19 protein-coding genes are annotated in these 21,811 nt (G+C 44.0%); 7 read left to right on the top strand and 12 right to left on the bottom strand.

The window, feature by feature from the left end; genetic code table 11:
* Nucleotides 1–43: 43 nt before the first annotated feature.
* The 9 genes from JGK22_RS20200 to dnaK form a co-directional block, all read right to left on the bottom strand.
* A complete protein-coding gene (locus JGK22_RS20200; RefSeq protein ID WP_293204892.1) occupies nucleotides 44–289 on the bottom strand; it encodes an HNH endonuclease in 246 nt (81 codons plus the stop codon).
* Between the two features lie 47 nt (nucleotides 290–336).
* Nucleotides 337–525, bottom strand: coding sequence for a hypothetical protein (locus tag JGK22_RS20195; RefSeq protein WP_293204895.1), 189 nt, complete (start codon nucleotides 523–525; stop codon nucleotides 337–339).
* A gap of 196 nt (nucleotides 526–721) precedes the next feature.
* A complete protein-coding gene (locus JGK22_RS20190; RefSeq protein ID WP_363319096.1) occupies nucleotides 722–3,148 on the bottom strand; it encodes a dynamin family protein in 2,427 nt (808 codons plus the stop codon).
* 150 nt (nucleotides 3,149–3,298) lie between these two features.
* Complete coding sequence (locus JGK22_RS20185; protein WP_293183388.1) at nucleotides 3,299–4,273, bottom strand: Rpn family recombination-promoting nuclease/putative transposase; 975 nt, start codon at nucleotides 4,271–4,273, stop codon at nucleotides 3,299–3,301.
* Between the two features lie 316 nt (nucleotides 4,274–4,589).
* A complete protein-coding gene (locus JGK22_RS20180) occupies nucleotides 4,590–5,651 on the bottom strand; it encodes a J domain-containing protein (protein WP_293313488.1) in 1,062 nt (353 codons plus the stop codon).
* A gap of 140 nt (nucleotides 5,652–5,791) precedes the next feature.
* Entirely contained in the window at nucleotides 5,792–5,980 is a 189-nt protein-coding gene (locus tag JGK22_RS20175) for a four helix bundle protein (RefSeq protein ID WP_293183384.1), read from the bottom strand.
* Nucleotides 5,981–6,092: 112 nt separating this feature from the next.
* Nucleotides 6,093–6,269, bottom strand: a complete 177-nt coding sequence (locus JGK22_RS20170; RefSeq protein WP_293183382.1) for a four helix bundle protein — start codon at nucleotides 6,267–6,269, stop codon at nucleotides 6,093–6,095.
* A 112-nt stretch (nucleotides 6,270–6,381) separates the two neighbouring features.
* Nucleotides 6,382–6,507 carry a hypothetical protein gene (locus tag JGK22_RS20165; RefSeq protein WP_293192096.1) on the bottom strand — a complete coding sequence of 42 codons (126 nt, stop codon included), beginning with the start codon at nucleotides 6,505–6,507 and terminating at the stop codon, nucleotides 6,382–6,384.
* Nucleotides 6,498–8,630, bottom strand: a complete 2,133-nt coding sequence (dnaK, locus tag JGK22_RS20160) for a molecular chaperone DnaK (RefSeq protein ID WP_293204938.1) — start codon at nucleotides 8,628–8,630, stop codon at nucleotides 6,498–6,500. Before dnaK ends, JGK22_RS20165 begins: the two co-directional genes overlap by 10 nt.
* Before the next feature lie 299 nt (nucleotides 8,631–8,929).
* Between dnaK and JGK22_RS20155 the strand changes: the two genes are divergently transcribed.
* From JGK22_RS20155 to JGK22_RS20135, 5 genes are all read left to right on the top strand, one after another.
* The gene (locus tag JGK22_RS20155) at nucleotides 8,930–9,679 is read left to right on the top strand and encodes a Uma2 family endonuclease (protein WP_293183380.1); all 750 of its coding nucleotides are present in this window, start codon (nucleotides 8,930–8,932) and stop codon (nucleotides 9,677–9,679) included.
* A 71-nt stretch (nucleotides 9,680–9,750) separates the two neighbouring features.
* Nucleotides 9,751–11,469: a phospholipase D-like domain-containing protein gene (locus JGK22_RS20150; protein ID WP_293212378.1), complete on the top strand. Its 1,719-nt coding sequence runs from the start codon at nucleotides 9,751–9,753 to the stop codon at nucleotides 11,467–11,469.
* A 70-nt stretch (nucleotides 11,470–11,539) separates the two neighbouring features.
* Entirely contained in the window at nucleotides 11,540–12,130 is a 591-nt protein-coding gene (locus JGK22_RS20145) for a hypothetical protein (RefSeq protein ID WP_293212377.1), read from the top strand.
* A gap of 3 nt (nucleotides 12,131–12,133) precedes the next feature.
* Nucleotides 12,134–13,144 (top strand): helicase-related protein, encoded by a 1,011-nt coding sequence (locus JGK22_RS20140; RefSeq protein ID WP_293313486.1) that lies wholly within the window; start codon nucleotides 12,134–12,136, stop codon nucleotides 13,142–13,144.
* 168 nt (nucleotides 13,145–13,312) lie between these two features.
* The gene (locus JGK22_RS20135; protein WP_293313484.1) at nucleotides 13,313–16,804 is read left to right on the top strand and encodes a DNA methyltransferase; all 3,492 of its coding nucleotides are present in this window, start codon (nucleotides 13,313–13,315) and stop codon (nucleotides 16,802–16,804) included.
* Between the two features lie 187 nt (nucleotides 16,805–16,991).
* Here JGK22_RS20135 and JGK22_RS20130 read toward each other — a convergent pair whose 3' ends face one another.
* Both JGK22_RS20130 and JGK22_RS20125 read right to left on the bottom strand, forming a co-directional pair.
* Nucleotides 16,992–17,630, bottom strand: coding sequence for a restriction endonuclease subunit R (locus tag JGK22_RS20130; RefSeq protein ID WP_293204911.1), 639 nt, complete (start codon nucleotides 17,628–17,630; stop codon nucleotides 16,992–16,994).
* Nucleotides 17,631–17,723: 93 nt separating this feature from the next.
* The gene (locus JGK22_RS20125) at nucleotides 17,724–18,281 is read right to left on the bottom strand and encodes a DUF6009 family protein (RefSeq protein WP_293183368.1); all 558 of its coding nucleotides are present in this window, start codon (nucleotides 18,279–18,281) and stop codon (nucleotides 17,724–17,726) included.
* Between the two features lie 206 nt (nucleotides 18,282–18,487).
* Between JGK22_RS20125 and pds the strand changes: the two genes are divergently transcribed.
* Both pds and crtB read left to right on the top strand, forming a co-directional pair.
* Entirely contained in the window at nucleotides 18,488–19,861 is a 1,374-nt protein-coding gene (gene pds, locus JGK22_RS20120) for a 15-cis-phytoene desaturase (RefSeq protein ID WP_293183366.1), read from the top strand.
* Between the two features lie 208 nt (nucleotides 19,862–20,069).
* Complete coding sequence (gene crtB, locus JGK22_RS20115; protein ID WP_293183364.1) at nucleotides 20,070–20,999, top strand: 15-cis-phytoene synthase CrtB; 930 nt, start codon at nucleotides 20,070–20,072, stop codon at nucleotides 20,997–20,999.
* A 142-nt stretch (nucleotides 21,000–21,141) separates the two neighbouring features.
* Here crtB and JGK22_RS20110 read toward each other — a convergent pair.
* Nucleotides 21,142–21,811 (bottom strand): hypothetical protein (locus tag JGK22_RS20110; protein ID WP_293313482.1); only part of this gene is annotated, 670 nt, incomplete at its 5' end.

Here is a 21,811-nt window from a genome sequence, read left to right as displayed (position 1 = left end):
GTGCAATTTCCATATCAAACGGTCAAACTTATTATACTAAATATCACAGGTCAAAGTGTCGCTTAAAGCGCGGGTCTAGTTTGTCGGTTTTCCTTTGGTTGCAGGTGCAGCAGAGGGTTTGCAGGTTGCTGATGTCGTTGCTGCCGCCGCGGGCTAGGGGGATGATATGATCGATCGACAGTTCTGCTTCTAGTTTGGTTTGGCCGCAGCTTTGGCACTGATATTTGTTGCGGGTGAATACGTATTTTCTGACTTCTGGAGGAATGCGGATTCTCGGGGTTTTAGACATTATTTTTAACCGCTGATGAACGCTGATTAACGCGGATGTTTGATGAATTAGCTGGCAAATAGTTCGTCATAAATGTCATTTTCCGCACTCAGCCACTCTTGATAAGCTTGAGATTCAAGCATCGGTTGAATAGATTCTTTCCCTCTTGTCCAAAACAGGGCTAGGTTGAGAAGTATTGCCAACTTATTATCGGGAAGTTGCTCAATTATAGTTAGAAGTTTTTGGCGAATGTTCATAGGATTGGCGATCGCTATTTACTTGTCATTATAGCACGATCGACACAATAAAGATACCGGGCGAATAGAATTCGCGTCTACACAAACAATGTCCGCCTCCGCGGACTAAGAATGTTTTCTTTCAACCCGCGCAGGCGGGTTTTGTCTCTGTAGACGCGATTTCCAATCGCCGTAATTTCGATCGCCAAAATTGCAATCATTCACAATCCACAACAACGCTATTATTTTCTCCAATTACAGGCAACAAATGCTCGTGCAACTTCATCGCCTGCAAACAACTATTGATTCCAGAAACTGCCCGATCGTACTCTTGAATCTTCTCTTCATTCTCAGCTTGCAGCCGCAGATTCTTAGCAATCTTCTCCTCAGCTTCCTGTGCCAAAGTTTGCTCCAAATAATCGCGGGCTTGACTGTATTTCTGCAAAATATCATCAGCTTGCTGTTCCGCCATCGGTAACAAATGCTCTTTCAGCGTTTGATTCACAGTTTGGCGGAAAGTTTGCCGAATGGTTTTCGATACTTTTGGCTCAAAATCTAGCCTCAATAATTGCCGAATTGCTGGTTGCGCGTCTACCATATTTTCGCAGTCAAAACCTTGGGATGTTTGCTGCAATGTTTCCCGGAATTGGTAAATCGAAAACGTGCCTTCGTCGTAAAAACGGGGACTTTCTCGCACGTAGCGATCGCACTCCACGCCCGCCGCATTCACCAAAGCACGAGAAACCCGCTGTGACAACTCCTCTAACTGCTGTTCAATTCCCCCGTCATTCCCCAACAACCGATAAAGTAATCGATAATATTCTGACTTACGAATGCTGTCTTTTAAATACTGGAAATAATTCTCAACCAGTGACTTAGTAGCCTCTACTAAAATATCTTCCAACTGATTGGCTAAATAATAAAGCGCTTCCACTAAAACCGCAATTAAAGGTGCAGTAGCATTCCGCGGATGAGTCATCAAAGTTCGTCCGTAAGCCGCCTCAACCGAAAATCCATCTAGCAATTCATCCAAGCGGCGAATCATCCGAGATTGCAGTTGGCGAAAATCTGTATCGAAAATATCGCATCTGTTCATAATCATATCATTGACTTCTTTGGCGATATGTTCTCGAAATTCCTGTCCGACTTGCTGCAATTCTTGATTTAGACGTAAAAGTTCTTGGGCTTTCATCGCTTCAATTTCGCGGGGCTGGCTGTCCAAATTCCGCTGAATTGTTTGGTATTGTTTCCGCAGTTGAATGCACAAATCCTCTAAATCGTCAGCGAGATTTCTGAACAGTTGCGGGCGCTTTTCTTTTGTGAGATAATCGGTGATGGCTGTGCGAAAATCTTCGATGCCGCTATCTTGAATTAATTGCTGAATTAATGGTTGACCTTGTTCTGCCAGAATCCGCACGTAGTTTTGACTGGGCGTTTCGTAGCTGTTAACTGAAATCCGAAATTTGCTGGGAGATAGTTTCCCGGAATTCGCACAGTAGCGGTTAAATTCGCTGACAAATAGCGGTGTTTCTTCAGTGTTTTCACTTTTACTATCCGCATTCGTGTCTGCATCAACTCGATCGCGACTTTCGACAAATATGCTATCCAAACCAAAGCGATCGCGCCCGGTTGTCCCTTTTATCAAACTCCCGTAGAATCCCAGCAATCCGCTGGTTTTATAGACTCTGGCGGTGTCGCGAAAGTCGGAATTAATCAGATTTTCCAAGCGCTGGATCAGTTGCGCGTTGTACCAAGTTTCGTCAATGCGGTTGAAAATGTAAAACAGGCGATCGCGAATTCCGGGATTCGATCGCGTTTTTTCCATCAACTCCGTCTCTTCCGTCGTCATTTCCCCAGACGACGCAGCCTTCAAGACGCACACAACCGCCGAAGTATCCGGGCTTTCAATCTTATCATAGGTCAATTCCGCATCCTGTTTGACAGGCGCATCAATTCCCGGCGTATCAATAATAATATTCCCATCTTGCAGCAGCGGATGGTAACAGTAATATTCAACTCGCTTGAGTACAGCGCTGTTGCTACCGCGCCGCGCGTAACTTGCAGCTTCCTTGAGATTGGAAAAATTAAACTGTTCCATCGAATAAGTTGCATTTTCCACAGCTTGAATGCGATCGCGATTCGCTTCAAACCCTTCTAAAAGTAGAGTCAAAGCCTTCGCTTGTTTAGCTCTCTCCGATTTATTTTCTCCGCCTTCCTTTTCGATAATTATGCTGCATCCCTGAGCTAAAATTTTAACTACATCTGTGAGATTAATATCAATTTCAGTAGTTAAATTTAACTGTTCGCAAAGAGCATAGGCTTGCTGGCGAATCTCAACTTCGCTCGAAAAAGTGAGAACAACACGCTCTTTTTGGGTAGATTCAGCGTAGGCGATATAGCATTCAGTACCGGTTGCGTGTCCGACCGCACTGTAGAGCAATTCTCGCTCCAACAAAGCATTAATCAGCATTGATTTTCCCGCACTGAAAGCGCCCGCAAACACAATCTCAAACTCGGGAGAAATTGCCTTTTTCAGAGAAGCTTGTACCGCCGTGATATCTTGTTGTCGCAAAGACGGTTCCTGACGCAGCAGTTGCAGTAGAGAGTCAACTTGCTCTTGCAGATTTTTGCATTGAGGCGGCATTTGAGTCATCGCGGCAGAATGCTCCTGTATTGTGGGAAAATTAGCTTAGGGTTAATTTTCGGCTAGTTCCTGAATATTTGCAACAGTAATTCTACTTATGTTATCGAGGATGGCTGAAAGTGCGATCCTCTTCGAGGGCTGCGCTAACGGCTATTGGGCGGCTAAATCTTGTGTTTCCAGCCAAGCTGCTAAGTCCGAGATTTGGGTAAAATTGAGCAAAGCTTCTCCTAAATCTTCTAATTTCGCGATCGACAATTCCCCGATTTGACTTTGAACTTCGGGAGTGACAGCACCTACACGGCGTTCCAACAGACGAACAATCAGTGCTATTTGTCCTGTTTTGATTCCTTCTTCTCTGCCTTCTTCTCTGCCTTCTTCTCTGCCTTCTTCTCTGCCTTTTTCTGTTCCTATTCGCACTGCTTTAGATATTGCACCTCGCCGATCTTGGATATAAATCTCCTGTTTTAGCAAGTCACTTAACTCGTCACGATTCAAATTAGCTCTACTTGCTATTGCAAATGCTTTATTGATTTCTGGCACAACTTCCATTGTTTCAGGTACTGTGTTTAAGTCTCTGGCAGTTTTGAGAAAATAAAGCCATTTGTCGGTCAAAGTTTCTAACTCCTCCAGACTTTTTTTAAACTTGGGTAACTCGACAAAAACTAATTCGATATCGTAAATAGGATAATCACTTAAAAACTCTCTTTCTTTCAGAACAAACCGCGAAGTTACTTTGTCAAAATCCTCAAACATTTCAAAATCAGTAATTGTCAAGGCAATCACTGGATTCAACATTACATATTGATCGGCTGTTTCTAATTGCGTGGAATAAGCTTTGGCTGCATTGTACAAAATTCGCTTTTCAAAAGCCTCTACGTTCAAAACCTGCATCTCGATAATGACAGTTGTGCCGTCATTTAAGTTGGCTCTAATATCTAAGTAAGTATCCTTAAGACCTCGAATTAGCGGCAATGAATAAGGATCGACGATTTCTAAACTTTCGATGGTGGGCTGATTGTCATATAGCAAGGCATTCAAAAAACTAATTAGAATGTCTTTGCTATTTTCAGAACCAAAGATTTTTTTGAAGGCAAAATCAGTTTTAGGATTGATGAATGTGAACATATAGGTAATGGGTAATGGGTAATGGGTAATGGGTAATGGGTAATCGGTAATGGGTAATGGGTAATGGGTAATCGGTAATGGGTAATCGGTAATCGGTAATCGGTAATCGGTAATCGGTAATGGGTAATCGGTAATGGGTAATCGGTAATGGGTAATCGGTAATGGGTAATCGGTAATCGGTAATCGGTAATGGGTGATGGGTGATGGGTGATGGGTGATGGGAAACCCCTGACGCCCTCAAGGCGGAATTGGCTGATGGGTAAGGTGCGCAGTGCGCACCTACATTTCGGTAAGGTGCGCAGTGCGCACCCTACAATTAATCATACAAATTCTGACGCGGTTTAAAAGTCTCAATTTGCCGCAATTTTTCGTACAATTCCCGTTCTTCGTCACTAATTTCCTTGGGAATTAACACCTGAATTTCTACTAGCTGATCTCCCCGATCGCCATTTCCAGTCGGATAGCCCTTATTCGCCAGCCGCAACCGCTTCCCAGACGTGACTCCCGGTGGCAGTTTCATCTTCACCAAGCCGTCTAGAGTCGGCACTTCAATGTCTCCACCAAGTACCGCTTCGCAGGGTGTCAGTGGCAATTCGCAGCAAATATCCGACATTTCCAAGCGGAAAAATGGATGGGGAGAAACGGTGATTTTTAAGTACAAATCGCCACCGCCAATACCTTGATTTCGCAGGCGAATTCGCTGGCCCGATACCATCGCCCCAGGCATATTTACCTCGATCCACCGCCCGTCATCCAAGCGGATGCGCTCGGTACCGCCGGAATAAGCTCTTTCCAAAGGCAGAGTCAGCCTCGCATCAATGTCTTGTCTGATTTCGCGATCGTCCATTTCGCGAGTTTCGCGTCGAATTTCGCGATCGTCCAAATCCCTTCTCTCTTCCCGAGAATTAGCAACATAACTGGTTTTCTTAGAAGCCGTATTCCACGGTTCCGAAGTGGGAACTCGCGGTGCATCATTCTCTGTCGCCATCCTCACTTCCCGGCGCCTTCCGAGGACTTGATCGAGAAATTTATTAAAATCTGAGTAATCGCTAAAATCGATATCTTCGGCAGGCTTTTTGCGGCTATTTTTACTATTTCCCCAACTTGTAAAATTGGGAAGTTTTACGCCTTGTTTGCCTTGAAATCCCTTTTGTTTCCAGAATTTACTAAACTGATCGTATTGAGCGCGCTTTTCGAGATCGGAAAGAATATCGTAAGCTTCATTAATATCTTTAAACCTATCTTCGGAAGATTTATCTCCGGGATTCACGTCAGGGTGTAACTGTCTCGCGAGTCGTCGATAGGCTTTTTTTATCTCGTCAGCCGTAGCATCTCTGGGCACTCCCAGTATTTGATAGTAATTACGAAAGTTTTGCATAATTTGAGAAGGAAGAAGGAAGAAGGAAGAAGGAAGAGGGAAGAAGGAAGAAGGAAGAGGGAAGAAGGAAGAAGGAAGAGGGAAGAAGGAAGAAGGAAGAGGGAAGAAGGAAGAGGGAAGAGGGAAGAGGGAAAGATGTTTTATTCTGGTTTAAGTTTATTGATTGTGCTGACAATTAGTCGTGTGACTTCATCTACTTCTTTAACAACCGGTGATATTTGCTGGTGCGTTCCTAACCCCACTTTTTCAGAAATCACTAAATGAGTATCCAGTTCTCGCAGCGAACCGAGAGTTATTTGTAAATATCGAATATACTCTTTCGTGCTCACCGAATAGCAAGGGTTTGAAGCCCCAGCATGAAGGCAGATTGTGATAAGAACGGAGTTTAAATCTCTGTTCTTATCACTTCGCTGTCAACTGTCAACTGTCAACTGTCAACTGTCAACTGTTTAAACGTCCATATCCCTCAGCAATGTTAGCTGGTACTGATACAGATGCACGGCGAATTTGACTGGTAATACCATAAAGTTCAGATGGATGAAATGATTTGGTTAATTCGTAGCAAAGTTGACAAAGATAAATACCCCGCTGCCAGATGTATTGTTCTCTATGACTCATAAAAAAATATAGTTTTCTCCTTGCTGATTATAGTAATCTCTATCTATTTCCAAGAAGTCTAGTGTAGTAGAGGAGAGAAAAAAGAAGTCCAGAAGAAGTGGAAAAAGGGCGGTCACATATTCTCTGCTAAAAATCCGCTATTTTCCTTCTTCCTTCTTCCTTCTTCCTTCTTCCTTCTTCCTTCTTCCTTCTTCCTTCTTCCTTCTTCCTTCTTCCTTCTTCCTTCAATTACAACCAATCATCGTCGTCATCCCAGTCGTCGCTTTGATTTTGATAGGGGCGAGTTGGGCGGTTATTGCTGGTTCTGCGATCGGGTGTGCGATCGTATGGGCGATCGGGTGTGCGATCGTAAGATCGATCGCGATCTGGCATACGATCGCGATCGTAAGAGCGATCGTAAGGGCGATCGGGCATTGGATCGACTGTCGATCGCCTGTAGGGCTTAGCATTTTGATAATAGCTGCTGTCATCGCTGCGCCGCTTGGTACTATCGCCTGTAAAAGTCCGCTTCACAGACTCAAAGAAATCATCATCATCGTCATCATCAGCAAAGGCCGCGACTTCCCGACTCAAATCGTAAAGAGCATCCTGCAAATCCGAGCCAACTTGGTCAACTCCCCGCTCATCCTTACGTTCCAAACTGTCTCGCAATTCCCGAATTAAAGTTTCAATGCGCTGGCGGCTTTTTTGGGCAAACTGCATTCCGCGATCGAGTGCAACTTCCCGCAACTGTCGCTCAGCTTGATAAGCCAAAGCCTCAGCGCGATTGCGTTTTTCCACCTTTTCCCGCTGCAACTTATCAGCTTGAGCAAACTGTTCCGCATCGCGAATCATTTGATTCACTTCCTGCTGGCTCAGCGTCGAAGCACCTTGCACAGTAATGCTTTGTTCCCTGCCGGTAGTTTTGTCCAAAGCAGTCACCAACAGCATCCCGTTAGCATCAATATCAAAAGCCACTTGTACCTGCGGGATCCCTCGCGGTGCCGGCGGAATTCCCGTTAATTTAAACCGTCCCAAAGACTTATTATCTCTACCTAATTCCCGTTCCCCTTGGATGATGTGAACTTCTACCACAGTTTGGTTGTTTTCAGCAGTCGAAAAAATATCCGATCGCCTAACTGGAATAGTAGTATTGCGCGGAATCAGTTTTTTCATCACCCCGCCGATGGTTTCCAAGCCCAGGGACAGGGGCGTCACATCCAACAGCAGCACGTCCCGGACATCCCCGCCCAAAATCCCCGCCTGAATAGCAGCACCCACCGCCACAACCTCATCGGGATTGACATTTTGATTCGGTTCGCGATCGATCAAACTCCGCACAATTTCCTGCACCAAAGGAATGCGAGTCGAACCGCCGACCAACACAACTTCATCAATCCGAGAAGGACTCATATTGGCATCAGCCAAAGCTTGTTTCACCGGACGGCGCATCCGCTGCACCAAATCGCTGCACAGCCCCTCAAATTGACCGCGAGTCAAGCGCGTTTCCAAATGCAAAGGCCCATCTTCATTTGCATCAATAAACGGCAAATTAATCTCAGTGACGCCAACTCCCGACAGCTCTATTTTTGCTTTTTCTGCCGCTTCGATCAAGCGCTGCAAAGCTTGGCGGTTTTTGCGTAAATCCACGCCTTCTTTTTCTAAGAATTGTTCAGCCAACCAATCAACAATTTTGGAGTCAAAATCATTGCCACCCAACTGAGTATCGCCGCTAGTTGCTTTAACTTCAAATACTCCATCTCCAACATCTAAGATAGATACATCAAAAGTACCGCCGCCCAAATCAAAAACTAAGATTGTTTGACTTTCTCGCCTTTCCAAACCGTAAGCCAAAGAAGCCGCAGTCGGCTCATTTAAAATCCGCTTCACATCAAGTCCGGCAATTCTGCCAGCATCCCGCGTCGCCTGTCGCTGCGAGTCGTTGAAATAAGCAGGAACAGTGATTACAGCCCCCGTAACTTCTTGTCCCAGATAGCGGCTGGCTTCATCGGCCAACTTCCGCAACACCATCGCCGAAATTTCCTCTGGGGCGAAATCTTTTTTCAGGCGAGGGCATTTGATTTTGATGTTTCCGTTGTCGTCGCGGCGAGTTGTGTAAGGGACGCGCTTTGCTTCTGGAGTCAGTTCGGTATATTTGCGCCCGATGTACCGTTTGACGGCGTAAAAGGTGTTTTGGGGGTTGAGAACATTTTGGCGTCTGGCCATTTGTCCGACAAGGCGTTCTCCTTCCTTGGTGAAAGCAACCACCGAAGGAGTTGTCCGCATCCCTTCTGCGTTGGCAATCACAACCGGTTTGCCGCCTTCCATGACGGCTACTACTGAGTTTGTCGTTCCGAGGTCAATGCCAACTACTTTTCCCATACGTCCGTTGTCTCCTGTGGCGTTGTGTGTAGCTTTTTCAATATAAGCGTTAAGTTCGATCGCATTTATTGTACCGCGTCGAGCCACGGGGCTGCGGGGGGGTTATCTCACTTCGGGCTAGCGGTTGGGGTTGGTTGGGTGCGATCGACCTTTTTTCCATATGGCTTTGGCGCAGGGACTGAGGAGCAAATTGATTAGAATGGAGAGCAAAAGTTATCCTATCATCAACATCAAAATTAAAAGCCGTTAGCGCAGCCCTCGAAGAGGATCGCACAAACACCTTCAATCACCATAAAACCATGAAATTCAGCTTAGATGTAGAAAACAATCCCACAGGCTGGCCGGATCATACTCAACTACCCGAATCAGACGGTACTTTTGTGAAGAACTTTCAAGAACATCCCCAAAGCATTTTACTAACCGATTCCATAACTCCTATCTTAGAAAGAATTCACGCTGACGGTAACTATTGTATCGGTCAAGATAGCGGTATTTATTGGCGATTAACTGACCCCTTAGAAAAGGGTGCAGAAGCACCTGACTGGTTCTATGTACCGAATGTTCCACCAACATTGGATGGTAAATTTCGCCCTTATTATGTGTTGTGGCAAGAGTTTATATCACCGTTGATTGTGTTAGAGTTTGTATCCGGGAATGGTGCTGAAGAACGGGACAGAACGCCTTTATTGCGATCGGGCAAACAGGAAACTAAGGCTGGTAAATTCTGGATTTATGAAAATGTCATACATCCGGCATTTTATGGAATTTATGAAGTCAGCAAGGCTAGTGTTGAAGTCTATCATCTGATCGAAGATAGGTATCAATTAGTTGCAGCAAACGATCGCGGTCATTATCCGATTCCACAGTTAGGAGTAGAATTGGGAATTTGGCAAGGTACTTATCAAAATATGGAATTACCTTGGTTGCGCTGGTGGGATAGTGAAGGGAATCTGTTGTTATCGGGGGCCCAAAGAGCCGATCGCGCTGAAGACCAATTAGAGCAATTACGCGCTCAATTGCGATCGGCTGGAATTCAACCAGAACTCTAAAGAAAGAAGAGGAGACGGCAGTGCCGTTTCCCTACAATTAATCTAACATTATTCATCACAGAAAAAACCAAGTGCCACGCATTTTTGACAACATCGAACTATCTCTGCTACCAGCATTACGAGAAACCATTAAACTCTCCTACCGTGCCGATTTTTGCGTGGGCTATTTCAATCTCAGGGGATGGCGGAGCATTGGCGATTTAATCGAAGCATATGTGGGAAATCGGGGAGCCTGCTGCCGCCTTTTGGTGGGAATGCAAAGCTTGCCATCCGATGAATTGAATGCTAGTTTTAGCCTGATTTCCCATCATCGGGGGATTGACAATAGTACGATTATTCGCCTCAAAAAACGGATGGCTGAGGAATTTCGCCAGCAGTTGATAATCGGGGCTCCCAGTGATATTGACGAGCAGGGTTTACGCAGATTGAGCTATCAGATTAAAACCGGAAAAGTTATTGTTAAATTATTCTTAGCTTATCACCTGCACGCCAAGCTCTATCTCGTTCATCGTCACGATCCAAATAGTCCGATTGTCGGATTTTTGGGTAGCAGCAATCTGACTTTATCGGGACTCTCAAAGCAAGGAGAATTGAATCTTGATATCTTAGATTCTGATGCTTGTAATAAGTTGCAAAAATGGTTTGAAAACCGCTGGGAAGAATATGGCTGTATTGATATTTCTAAAGAACTCGCAGAAATTCTCGATCGCAGTTGGGCGCGATCCGAACCAATTCCACCCTATCACATCTATCTCAACAGAGTCTATCATTTGTCCCGCGAGGCGATCGCAGGTATTTCCGAATTTCAGATTCCCCGCGATTTTAAGGGTTTATTTCAGTTTCAAGAAGAAGCCGTTAAGCTAGCAGCCCGTCACATTACCAAACGGGGAGGCGTGATTATTGGCGATGTGGTAGGTTTGGGCAAAACTTTAGTCGGTACAGCTATTGCCAAAATTCTCCAAGAAGATTGTCTCTTGGAAACCCTGATTATTTTTCCGAAAAACTTGGTCAAAATGTGGCAGGAGTATGCTGATAAATATCGCCTCCTGGCAAAAGTCTTATCCATCAGTCGGGTACAGCAAGAATTGCCGGAATTGCGACGCTATCGAGTTGTGTTAATTGATGAAAGTCACAACCTCAGAAATCGAGAAGGCAAGCGATATCGAGCGATTCAAGAATATATTGCCATCAATGAAAGTAAATGTATTCTGCTTTCGGCAACTCCTTATAATAAAACCTATTTAGATTTATCTGCTCAGTTGCGACTGTTTATTCCCGAAGACCAAAATTTAGGATTGCGGCCCGAAGCTTTGCTAAATCAATTGGGCGGCGGCAGTCAAGGAGAGTTAGAATTTATGAAGCGACATCAATGTTCGGTGCGCTCTTTAGCGGCTTTTGAAAAGAGCGAACATCCTGATGATTGGCGAGATTTGATGAAGCGCTACATGGTGAGGCGAACTCGCTCGTTTATCAAAGATAATTATGCGGAAACCGATGCAGAAAAAGATCGCAAATATCTAGAATTTGCCAATGGCACGCGCTCCTATTTTCCCGATCGCATTCCCAGAACCATTAAGTTTTCCTCGGAAACTTCCACAACCAACTCCCAGCTTGACTTTGAGGAAATTGTCGAAGTCATCAACGCCCTAAATCTGCCCCGTTACGGACTCGGAAATTACATCGCCAAAAAACCCAAACAACAGCCGACTGAAGCAGAACAGCGACAGTTAAATGCCCTATTTCGTGGCGGTCGTCGGTTGATGAGATTTTCCGCGGACAAACCTGTTTAAACGGCTAGAAAGCAGCGGGAGTGCGTTTATTCAGTCGATCGAGCGGCACATCCTGCGGAATTTTGTTTATTTGTATGCGATCGGGCAAAACTCCGATATCCCGATCGGCACTCAGGATGCAGAATTGTTGGATACCCGCAACAGCGATGAAGATGCTGATTCAGTTATGATCGGCAATTTTGATACCGAAGAAACCGAAGATGATTCGGGAGAACTCTTAGATATCGAAGCTGAATTGCTGTCAGGCGAAAAAGGTTTTAAGCAACGAGCACAAGTAGTTTATGGAGAATATCAAACACGCTATCAACGCAGATTTAAATGGCTAAAATCAGACTTTTTTGATAGCAAGCAGTTAAAACAAGATTTGCTAGCCGATGCTCGTTCTTTAATTGAAGTATTACAAACTTCCAGTGCATGGCATTCTCAACCAGATGAAAAGTTAGCAGCTTTGGTGACATTGATTGCAGAAACTCATCCGAATGAGAAGATACTAATTTTTACTCAATTTGCCGATACAGTCCGCTATATAACTGATAACTTAACCAAGCTCAAAATTGCAGGCATTGCATCGGTGACAGGCAAATCAAAAGACCCCACAGAAGTCACATTCCGGTTTAGTCCAACTAGCAACAATAAGCGGGATAAAATCTCCCCAGAATAAGAATTGCGCGTCTTAATTACCACCGACATTCTGAGTGAAGGTCACAACTTACAAGACAGTGCAATTATCGTTAACTATGACTTACCTTGGGCAATCATCCGGTTGATTCAGCGGGCGGGAAGAGTAGACAGAATCGGGCAAACAGCCGATCGCATTTTGTGCTATTCATTTTTGCCAGACGAAGGAGTAGAACGGATTATCAATCTCCGCGCCAGACTGCGCCGACGGTTACAGGAAAATGCCGAAGTTGTCGGCACCGACGAGACATTTTTTGAGGACGATTCACCACAAGTCATTCTGGATATTTACAATGAAAAATCCGGGATTTTAGATGGAGAAGAAGATGCCGAAGTTGACCTAACATCAGAAGCTTTTCAGATTTGGAAAAATGCGACTGACAATAATCCGACTTTGAAGAAAACCATTGAATCAATGCCAAATGTAGTTTACTCAACTCGCGCTCATACACCCGTACCATTGCAGCCAGAAGGAGTTTTATTGTACATGAAAACTACGGAGGGTAATGATTCGTTAATTTGGGTCGATCGCGCTGGAAACAGCGTCACACAATCACAACTGGCAATATTAAGAATTGCCGCCTGCGATGAAGCAACACCAGCCATTGCGAGAGACAAACAGCATCACGAATTAGTTCAAAAAGGTGCTGAATTGATAGCAGAAGAAGAGTTAACTGCGGGCGGACAATTAGGGAAGTCTTCCGGTGCCCGCTTCCGAACCTATGAACGTTTGAAGAGTTACTTTAAGCAAATGGATGGTACAATATTTGCATCCGATGAGTTGTCAAAAGCCATTGATGAAATTTACCGCTATCCCCTGCGCCAGTCGGCAATTGACACGTTGAATCGGCAGTTAAAAAGCGGTATTGGCGATCGGGCTTTAGCCGAATTAGTCGTAGGATTGAGGATGGATGACCGTTTTTGTATAGTTAGTGAAGATGGAGACAAACGGGAACCAATGATTATTTGTTCTTTAGGCTTGTTTCAGAGGATATAATTATTGGGAGTCGAGAAACCGGGAACGGGCAAGATGCCCATTCCAAAATCAAATTAAGTCTTGTGGAACGGGCATCTTGCCCGTTCTTGAAAATAGTACAACATCTCAGATTTAACTTACTTCTTCCTTCTTCCTTCTTCCTTCTTCCTTCTTCCTTAATATATAACCATGCCGCAAACACTTACAGAATCCCGTCAACTTCTCCAAGACTTTGAATTCAACAAACTATTCGTCCAACAACTCGGTTGGGATAATCCATCATCCCGCAAAACCATACCCGCAGAAGTTGATGGCGAGACTTATTCCCGAACAGCCATCGCCCAACTTTTAGGAGTAGTTATATATGAAATTACCACCGCTAGCGGTAACATTCCCAATGCGGCCCAAAGATTGACAATCTATCGCGAAATTGTCCAGATATCCCGCGAAAATATATTAATTTTTATTGATGCAAATCGGACTAAATCTCTTTGGTATTGGGTGAAGTGCGAAGGTACAAAACTTTATCCTCGCGATCGTGTATATGTGAAACGGGAACCTTGCGATTTAATGTTGAGTAAAGTCACAGCTTTAAAAGTTGAATTAGCAGAATTAGAAACGCTATCGGTGATTGATGTCGCCCAAAGATTGCAGGCTGGATTGGATGTTGAACGAGTTACTAAGAAGTTTTTTGAAGAGTTCAAACAGCAACACGTTGAATTTTTAAGTGTGATTTCCGGGATAGATAAGGAGACAGACAGGCGCTGGTATACTTCGGTTTTACTCAACCGTTTGATGTTTGTTTATTTTTTGCAGCGCAAAGGGTTTATCGACAGCGGCAAAATGCTATATTTGCAGGAAAAGTTAGCTGAAAGTAAACTGCGGGGAACCGATTTATTTTACTCGGAATTCTTGAAAACACTGTTTTTTGAGGGATTTGCTAAGCCACAATATGAACGAAGTTATAAGGTTGAAAGGCTGATTGGCAATATTAAATATTTGAATGGGGGACTATTTCTGGAACATCCCATCGAACAGAATTATCTGAATATTGCTATACCCGATGCTGCTTTCGAGAAAATATTAGATTTATTTGCGCGCTATTCTTGGAATCTCGACGATACGGTTGGTGGGAAGGAAAACGAAATTAATCCGGCAGTTTTGGGATACATCTTTGAGAAATACATTAACCAAAAAGCCTTTGGTGCTTATTATACCAGGCCGGAGATTACTGAATATTTGTGCGATCGCACAATCAACAAACTAATCCTCGATAAAGTCAACCAATCCCTCAACTCCTCCAACTCTTCCTCCCCCTCCCCCTCTTTCTCCCCCCTTAGCAAGGGGGGCCGGGGGGGTTCTTCTCATCAATTTGAAACAATCACCGAACTCCTCACCAATCTCGACGCAAATCTCTGCCGCCGCCTACTAGAAGAAATCCTCCCAAACCTCACATTATTAGACCCAGCCTGCGGTTCCGGCGCGTTTTTAGTCGCAGCGATGAAAACGCTGATTTACATCTATTCAACAATCATCGGTACAAGCAAGTTTTTAACCGACCACTACCTCAACGACTTACTCAAAACCATCGAAACAGAGCATTCATCACTCAACTATTATATCAAAAAACGGATTATCAGCGACAACCTCTACGGCGTGGATATCATGCCGGAAGCAGTGGAAATTGCGAAATTGCGACTATTTTTAGCCTTAGTTTCGGCGGCGCAGAATGTCAGCGACTTGGAACCGCTGCCGAATATTGATTTTAACATCATGGCTGGCAATTCCTTAATTGGATTGATTCGGGTTGATGAAGAACGATTTGATTCTGTAGGAAATTCGCGCCAAGGTAATTTACTGCAAATTTTAGCTTCTGCTAATTACAAAGGAATTTTAGCGGACAAGAATAAGTCGATTGATTTATATAAAAAACACGCTTTTCAGTCTGGGGAAGAGGAAGGAACTTCTCAAGAATCGCGATTATTGAATTTGCGGCAGCATATTGAAAAGTTAAACCAGGAGTCGCAAGTCAAGTTAAATCAGTTATTGTTTGATGAGTTTACCAGGCTGAAAATTAAGTACGAAGAGGTGCAGTTAGCGGGGAAACCTCATAAACGAGTTTTAACTATTGATGATATTGCAAGATTGCAACCGTTTCACTGGGGATATCACTTTGACAGAATTTTAGAACGGGGAGGATTTGATGCGATTATTGCTAATCCACCTTGGGAAGTTTTCAAGCCAGATGCTAAGGAGTTTTTTGCTAATCATAGCAATTTAGTGACGAAAAAAAAGATGGATATTAAGAGCTTTGAAAAAGAGCAAAAGAAACTCTTGCAAGATTCTGAAGTTGCTAATGCTTGGTTGGAATATCAGAGCAATTTTCCCCACATTAGTGCTTACTATTGTTCAGCAGAACAGTACAAAAATCAGATTTCGATTGTCAATGGTAAAAAAGCAGGTACGGATATTAACCTCTATAAACTTTTTGTAGAACAATGTTTTAATCTCTTACGCAGAGGTGGCGAGTGCGGGATTGTGATTCCCAGCGGCATTTACACTGACTTGGGTACTAAGCAACTGCGGGAAATGTTATTTAGTCAAACACAAGTCACGGGGTTATTTTGTTTAGAAAATCGCAAAACAATTTTTGAAGGGGTTCATAAGAGTTTCAAAATAGTTGTTCTTACTTTTGAGAAGGATGGGATAACAACTGAGTTTTCCTCTGCTTTTATGCGTCTTGATGTGGAGGAACTGCAAAGGTTTCCTAATGCTGATAGCTTGCGAATTAGCGTTGAATTAGTGCGGAAGTTATCTCCTGACTCTCTGTCGGTGATGGAGTTTAAAAATGATGGAGATATTCGGATTGCTGAAAAAATGCTGCAATTCCCGTTACTTGGCGAACAGATTAAGGGGAAATGGAATTGTATACTACATCGCGAATTTGACAGGGGTAACAGAACTGATTTTTTTCAACTTCAAGCCACAAGCAATAGTCTACCACTTTTTGTAGGAAAAATGTTTCATCAATTCACTAAAACTGATGAATCTGCGCCATACTGGATCGAAGAAAAAATGGGGAGAAAAGAATTACTTGGAAATAATAAAGATTGCAATCAGATACTTGATTATCAATGCTATCGTTGGGTACATCGACGAATTGCTCGTAATACTGACTCGCGTACATTAATTACGACCATTGCTCCCAGCAGAGTGTTCTTTGATAATAATAGTACCAGTATCGATTTAGGTAAATCTAAAATTGGTCAAGCAGAAATGTTGGCTTTTTGTGCAATGTGTAACTCTTTTATTGTGGATTGGTTTCTCCGTCAAAAAGTGACTACAACTCTTAATATGTTTTATATTTACCAAATTCCTATCCCGCGATTAACCACTGGTGACAAATACTTCTCGGACATCGTACAGCGCGCCGCAAAACTGATCTGCACTGCCCCAGAATTTGACGAATTAGCCCAAGAAGTCGGCTTAAACTCGCACCGAGAAGGCGTTACCGATGAAACAGAACGCGCTAAATTGCGAGCGGAATTAGATGGCATCATCGCTCACCTTTACGAATTAACGGAAGCAGAATTTGCGTATGTTTTGACTACTTTTCCGATCGTCCCAGAAGCTGTAAAACAAGCAGCATTGGCAGCATATCGCACGTTTTCATGTATGTAAAAGTATTGTAGGGTGCGTCAGCCCACAGCGTTTACCTTAGCTTTTGGAGCGATTGAGCTGACGCACCCTACAGGCCTCGTTAGTGGTTTAAATGCGTAACCTTTCCAAGCAAAAAAACTGGGTTTTTCACTGAATCTGCGGGTGAAAATCAAAGATTTTTGCAAAAACCCGGTTTCTGATTCCCCCACTAACTCAGATTACCTACATTCAACTCACCGAGGCGCTTCAAAATACTCAGCACGGTGTACAACTCGTTCCCTGGATTTAAAAGGCAAAACTTCCGAGAAAAAGCGTACTGCGGTGTTTCCCCCTTAACTAATTTGACAAATAGAAAATCTGCCCCATTCATTAACAATCCGTAAGTAGGTCGATCGCTCTTCAGATTAGCTAACATATAAGCTAGCAACTGCGGAATCCCTACTTCCAAAGAGAACGCCGCTTTCTTGGACTCGATAACTACTACCCAAAACTCCTGAAACAAAGCTAGAACATCCAACTGTCCCCTGACAATCATTCCTTCATCTTCGTCAACAATTTCTACAGACTTTTCGGAAGTAACGTGAAAAGGAGCAAGATAAAAATCTGCTAAATCCAACAATGGAGACAATACTACCATTTTGACTGTATTTTCTAGAAGTGGGGGATATTCTAGTAAATTTGTGTAACTTGCTTGCACTCTGTCTAATCGCTGTTTCTCAGCTTCTGAGATTTCTGGCAAATTATCCTGCCACTCGCGAAAGAATTGGTCATCTCTGACTAATTTAATTCCAAATTTTGTTCTCAAGCCGTACATCGTGACATTTCGAGCTTGAATTGTTTGTACCATCGTTTTATACTAAGTTTAAAGTCTATACAGATTGTGCCCTCAAGTGGTCATTCCCATCTATAAAATAGATGTTTTACCTAATGGCTGTATCTATTAGCTCTTGATTTCCAACACAGAAACTCTCTTTTCAAGTTCTAATAGCCTCTGAATCATTGGTATATCTTCGACAGAATCTAGATGACTAGCTAGAGCGCTAACTATGACATCAGTTTGAGATATGCCCGTTTGCTGAACATATCTTTTGAGCTTGCTAAAAAGACTACGGGGAACTCTCACAGCTATTTGAGATTTCTTACTCGGAGATAGCCCTTTGTGTTTAGGTTCTATACTTAATGGTTCTACTGCTTCAGTAGGATGATCTGCCTGTGTAGAGCTACCTACTTTGTAAGCTTCATAGTCATTTTCACGAAGTGTGAAAATTCGTCTGATAAAACACTTATGATTTCCGGTAGGAGGGGCATCATCTTCTAATTCTGCATACCCCACTAAAGTTTGACCTTGCTGAAGCTCTGAAAGACGTTTTTTAGAGACTCCTTTTCTGGTAGAAAAATTTACCTCGCTCTCTCGCACCCAAGGCATTTTGCTGATATCTACAAGCCAGGCAATTTCGGCTTCGTGCCTTAAGGTCTCGTCGCTGACAAAACTGTTCATAGTTTTTATTTTCAGTATGTTTACTAATTATAGCACGTAGGGCAAAAAATAGCAACTGCATGGCAAATTTCCCTAAAAATAGCTAAGAACCAGATCGCCCCGCACCGGACACGGCACAACCACGTCCCTACAGATTGCCCAAAATTTTGTAACGAGTTGTAAAGTATAATGAACACAAAGTGAATATAGAGGCCAAGTAGTATTAAATGCGAGTTGCGATCGCCGGAGCAGGCTTAGCAGGACTTTCCTGCGCTAAATATCTTACCGATGCGGGTCACACCCCCATCCTCCTAGAAAGTCGGGACGTACTCGGCGGTAAAGTAGCCGCCTGGAAAGATGCAGACGGCGACTGGTACGAAACCGGCCTCCACATCTTCTTCGGTGCATACCCAAATATGCTGAAACTCTTCAAAGAACTTGACATTGAAGACAGGCTGCAATGGAAAGAACATTCGATGATTTTCAATCAGCCGGAAACGCCCGGAACCTATTCTCGCTTTGACTTTCCCAATATTCCGGCTCCGTTGAATGGCCTTGTGGCTATCCTCAGAAACAACGATATGCTCACCTGGGCCGAAAAAATCAGTTTCGGCATTGGTTTGATTCCGGCGATACTTCAAGGCCAGAAATACGTCGAAGAAATGGACAAATACTCGTTTTCAGACTGGCTGAAAAAGCAAAACGTCCCCCCCAGAGTCGAAAAAGAAGTATTCATCGCCATGTCCAAGGCGCTGAATTTTATCGACCCCCACGAAATATCTGCAACCATTCTGCTGACAGCCCTCAACCGCTTCTTGCAAGAGACAAAAGGCTCGAAAATGGCCTTTTTAGACGGTTCCCCTACGGAGAGGTTGTGTCAGCCGATGGTAGACTACATAACTGAACGCGGTGGCGAAGTCCGGCTGAATGCACCCATCAGAGAGTTTTTGCTCAATGATGACAACACGGTGCGCGGTTTCCAGATTGGTGGCGTCAAGGGGGCCGAGGAAGAAATTCTGACGGCCGATACTTACGTTTCGGCGATGCCGGTTGACCCGCTGAAGTTGATGATGCCGAAACCTTGGGGCGAAATGGCTTATTTCAAAAAGCTCGAAGGTTTGGAGGGAGTACCGGTGATTAATGTACACTTGTGGTTCGATCGCAAGCTGACAGATATCGACCATTTGCTATTCTCGCGATCGCCCTTACTGAGCGTCTACGCCGACATGAGCAACACCTGCCGCGAATATGCCAACCCAGACAAATCCATGCTGGAACTGGTACTCGCACCCGCCAAAGACTGGATTGGCAAATCTGACGAAGATATCGTCGCAGCCACAATGGTCGAGTTAGAAAAACTCTTTCCCGACCAAATCCCAGAACCCGCCAAAGTGCTCAAATATCACGTAGTCAAAACCCCACGTTCCGTCTACAAAGCCACCCCCGGACGCCAGGAATGCCGTCCCTCGCAAACAACTCCGATTAGCAATTTCTATCTAACGGGGGATTATACGATGCAGCGTTATCTTGCGAGTATGGAAGGTGCCGTGCTTTCTGGTAAGCTGACAGCGCAGGCTATTTCAACTGCCAATAAAAAATGAAAAATTAAGAATTTTTCATAAAGACTGGGGCTGACGCACGGGCGACCAGAAACCGGGTTTTTAGCCAAAATATTTGCTTAGAACCCTCAATCTCGGTTCAAAAACCCAGTTTCTTTGTTCAGATGCGTAAGTCCTCAAGACGTAAAAGAATCTCCTGTTGTCTCAACGGGGGAATGTCAGTTCTAATCTTTAAATTTCTTATTCTCGGATGCTGCAACTGTCAAAACTCCAGTGCATGAGAACTCTGGCCTCTTTGGATGAATCCTACGAACTGTGCCGCCAAGTCACAGCGAGTTATGCCAAAAATTTTTATTTAGGCACTCAACTCATGCCCGAAGCCAAGCGTCGGGCAATCTGGGCGATTTACGTCTGGTGCCGCCGCACCGACGAACTCGTAGACGGGCCTGGTTCTGAGGCTACGACCCCTGAAACGCTAAATTTGTGGGAAAAACGCCTAGAATCTGTGTTTGCGGGCCATCCCCACGATGATTATGACGTGGCTTTGGTGGATACGCTGTCTCGTTTCCCGATCGACATTCAGCCGTTTCGAGAGATGATTGCGGGCCAGCAAATGGACTTATACCGCAGTCGCTACGAAACTTTTGAAGAGCTCAATCTTTACTGTTACCGAGTAGCCGGCACTGTTGGGCTGATGTCGATGTCTGTGATGGGCGTAGACGAATCCAACTCTGCGGCTAATTGGAATTGGCACTGGGGGAATAGAATTCCCAAAGAAGAAGCCGTCGCCCTCGGTATAGCCAAGCAGTTGACGAATATTCTGCGCGATGTGGGAGAAGATGCCCGTCGTGGCCGCATTTACATTCCCTTAGAAGACTTAGCTTTGTTCAACTATACCGAAGAAGATTTATTCAACGGTGTAATTGACAACCGCTGGCGGGAATTGATGCGCTTTCAAATTCAGCGAGCTCGCAAATTATACGCCAGCGCCGAACCGGGAATTAAAGTGCTCAGTCCCGATATCCGCTGGACAGTGTGGGCTGCTACGATGTTGTACAGCAGAATCTTAAATGCGATCGAGCGCAATCAGTACGATGTGTTTCAGAAGCGGGCATACGTTACCAATTCTCAGAAACTGTTGTGTCTCCCCGCCGCTTGGTTGAAGTCAAAAGTGCTTTAGCAGCGGGCAATTTGGCTGGCGATTCGGCAACGGGTAAGGGCTATTTGTCAAGTTACAAATTATATGATGTCCAGCAAATTGCAAATGAGATTTGTAGGGACACGGCAGTGCCGTGTCCTTAACTGTTTTGTGTTAATTGGAGTCAAAGTGGTGGTGTAGTGGTTGAATTTTTCAATTGGGCGATCGTACTTTCGAGCAATTCCTTTTCCTGTTGTAGTTTGGCCTCTAAATTTTGAATTTGTTCGCGGCGGGCTTCAACTTCGATAAAGCGGCGAGACAACTCTTGACTTTGCAAGGTGAGAGATTGCCGCCACCCTTCCGCCTTCTGGGCTTCTTGCTGCAAAAAATCGGGAGTAAAGCCTGTTGTTAAATACTTCTGAACTAATTCTAGCACCCAGTTTGTAGCCGATTGAATATGCAACAAAATCTTGCTATTTTCGCCAATATCTGCTAATACTAGCATCCCTTCATTTAAAACATTGCGATCGAAATCTGGCGGTAGCGTCAAGACAGTTTCTTGAAAAAGAATAGCCCATGTCTCATCATAATTTTGACAAGCCAGCAATTGCAGACTTATCTCACCTGAAATTTCCTTCTTTTGTACTTGGGCTAAATATAGCATAAGCGTAATTGGTAATTGGTAATTGGTAATTGTAATTGGTAATTCATAATTTGCCGTGTTAGAACAATTTGTTATATTTTTGAAACCAAATTTGTAGATACTGTCTTGAGCTGTCAAGGGGTAGCAAGTAAATAATTGGGATCGAAAGGCTTTTGGGACTTTAAAATCCCAAAAGCCAAATGCACCAACT

This window comes from Microcoleus sp. PH2017_08_TRC_O_A (assembly GCF_020738665.1).
In the GTDB taxonomy this organism is placed as follows: domain Bacteria; phylum Cyanobacteriota; class Cyanobacteriia; order Cyanobacteriales; family Microcoleaceae; genus Microcoleus.
Note: the sequence above shows the minus strand (reverse complement) of the source record. Positions and strands in the feature narration are given on the sequence as shown.

Coding starts and splice junctions, on each gene's coding strand:
- JGK22_RS20200 (WP_293204892.1), bottom strand. CDS start 289: ATGTCTAAAACCCCGAGAATCCGCATTCCTCCAGAAGTCAGAAAATAC.
- JGK22_RS20195 (WP_293204895.1), bottom strand. CDS start 525: ATGAACATTCGCCAAAAACTTCTAACTATAATTGAGCAACTTCCCGAT.
- JGK22_RS20190 (WP_363319096.1), bottom strand. CDS start 3,148: ATGCCGCCTCAATGCAAAAATCTGCAAGAGCAAGTTGACTCTCTACTG.
- JGK22_RS20185 (WP_293183388.1), bottom strand. CDS start 4,273: ATGTTCACATTCATCAATCCTAAAACTGATTTTGCCTTCAAAAAAATC.
- JGK22_RS20180 (WP_293313488.1), bottom strand. CDS start 5,651: ATGCAAAACTTTCGTAATTACTATCAAATACTGGGAGTGCCCAGAGAT.
- JGK22_RS20170 (WP_293183382.1), bottom strand. CDS start 6,269: ATGAGTCATAGAGAACAATACATCTGGCAGCGGGGTATTTATCTTTGT.
- dnaK (WP_293204938.1), bottom strand. CDS start 8,630: ATGGGAAAAGTAGTTGGCATTGACCTCGGAACGACAAACTCAGTAGTA.
- JGK22_RS20155 (WP_293183380.1), top strand. CDS start 8,930: ATGAAATTCAGCTTAGATGTAGAAAACAATCCCACAGGCTGGCCGGAT.
- JGK22_RS20135 (WP_293313484.1), top strand. CDS start 13,313: ATGCCGCAAACACTTACAGAATCCCGTCAACTTCTCCAAGACTTTGAA.
- JGK22_RS20130 (WP_293204911.1), bottom strand. CDS start 17,630: ATGGTACAAACAATTCAAGCTCGAAATGTCACGATGTACGGCTTGAGA.
- JGK22_RS20125 (WP_293183368.1), bottom strand. CDS start 18,281: ATGAACAGTTTTGTCAGCGACGAGACCTTAAGGCACGAAGCCGAAATT.
- pds (WP_293183366.1), top strand. CDS start 18,488: ATGCGAGTTGCGATCGCCGGAGCAGGCTTAGCAGGACTTTCCTGCGCT.
- crtB (WP_293183364.1), top strand. CDS start 20,070: ATGCTGCAACTGTCAAAACTCCAGTGCATGAGAACTCTGGCCTCTTTG.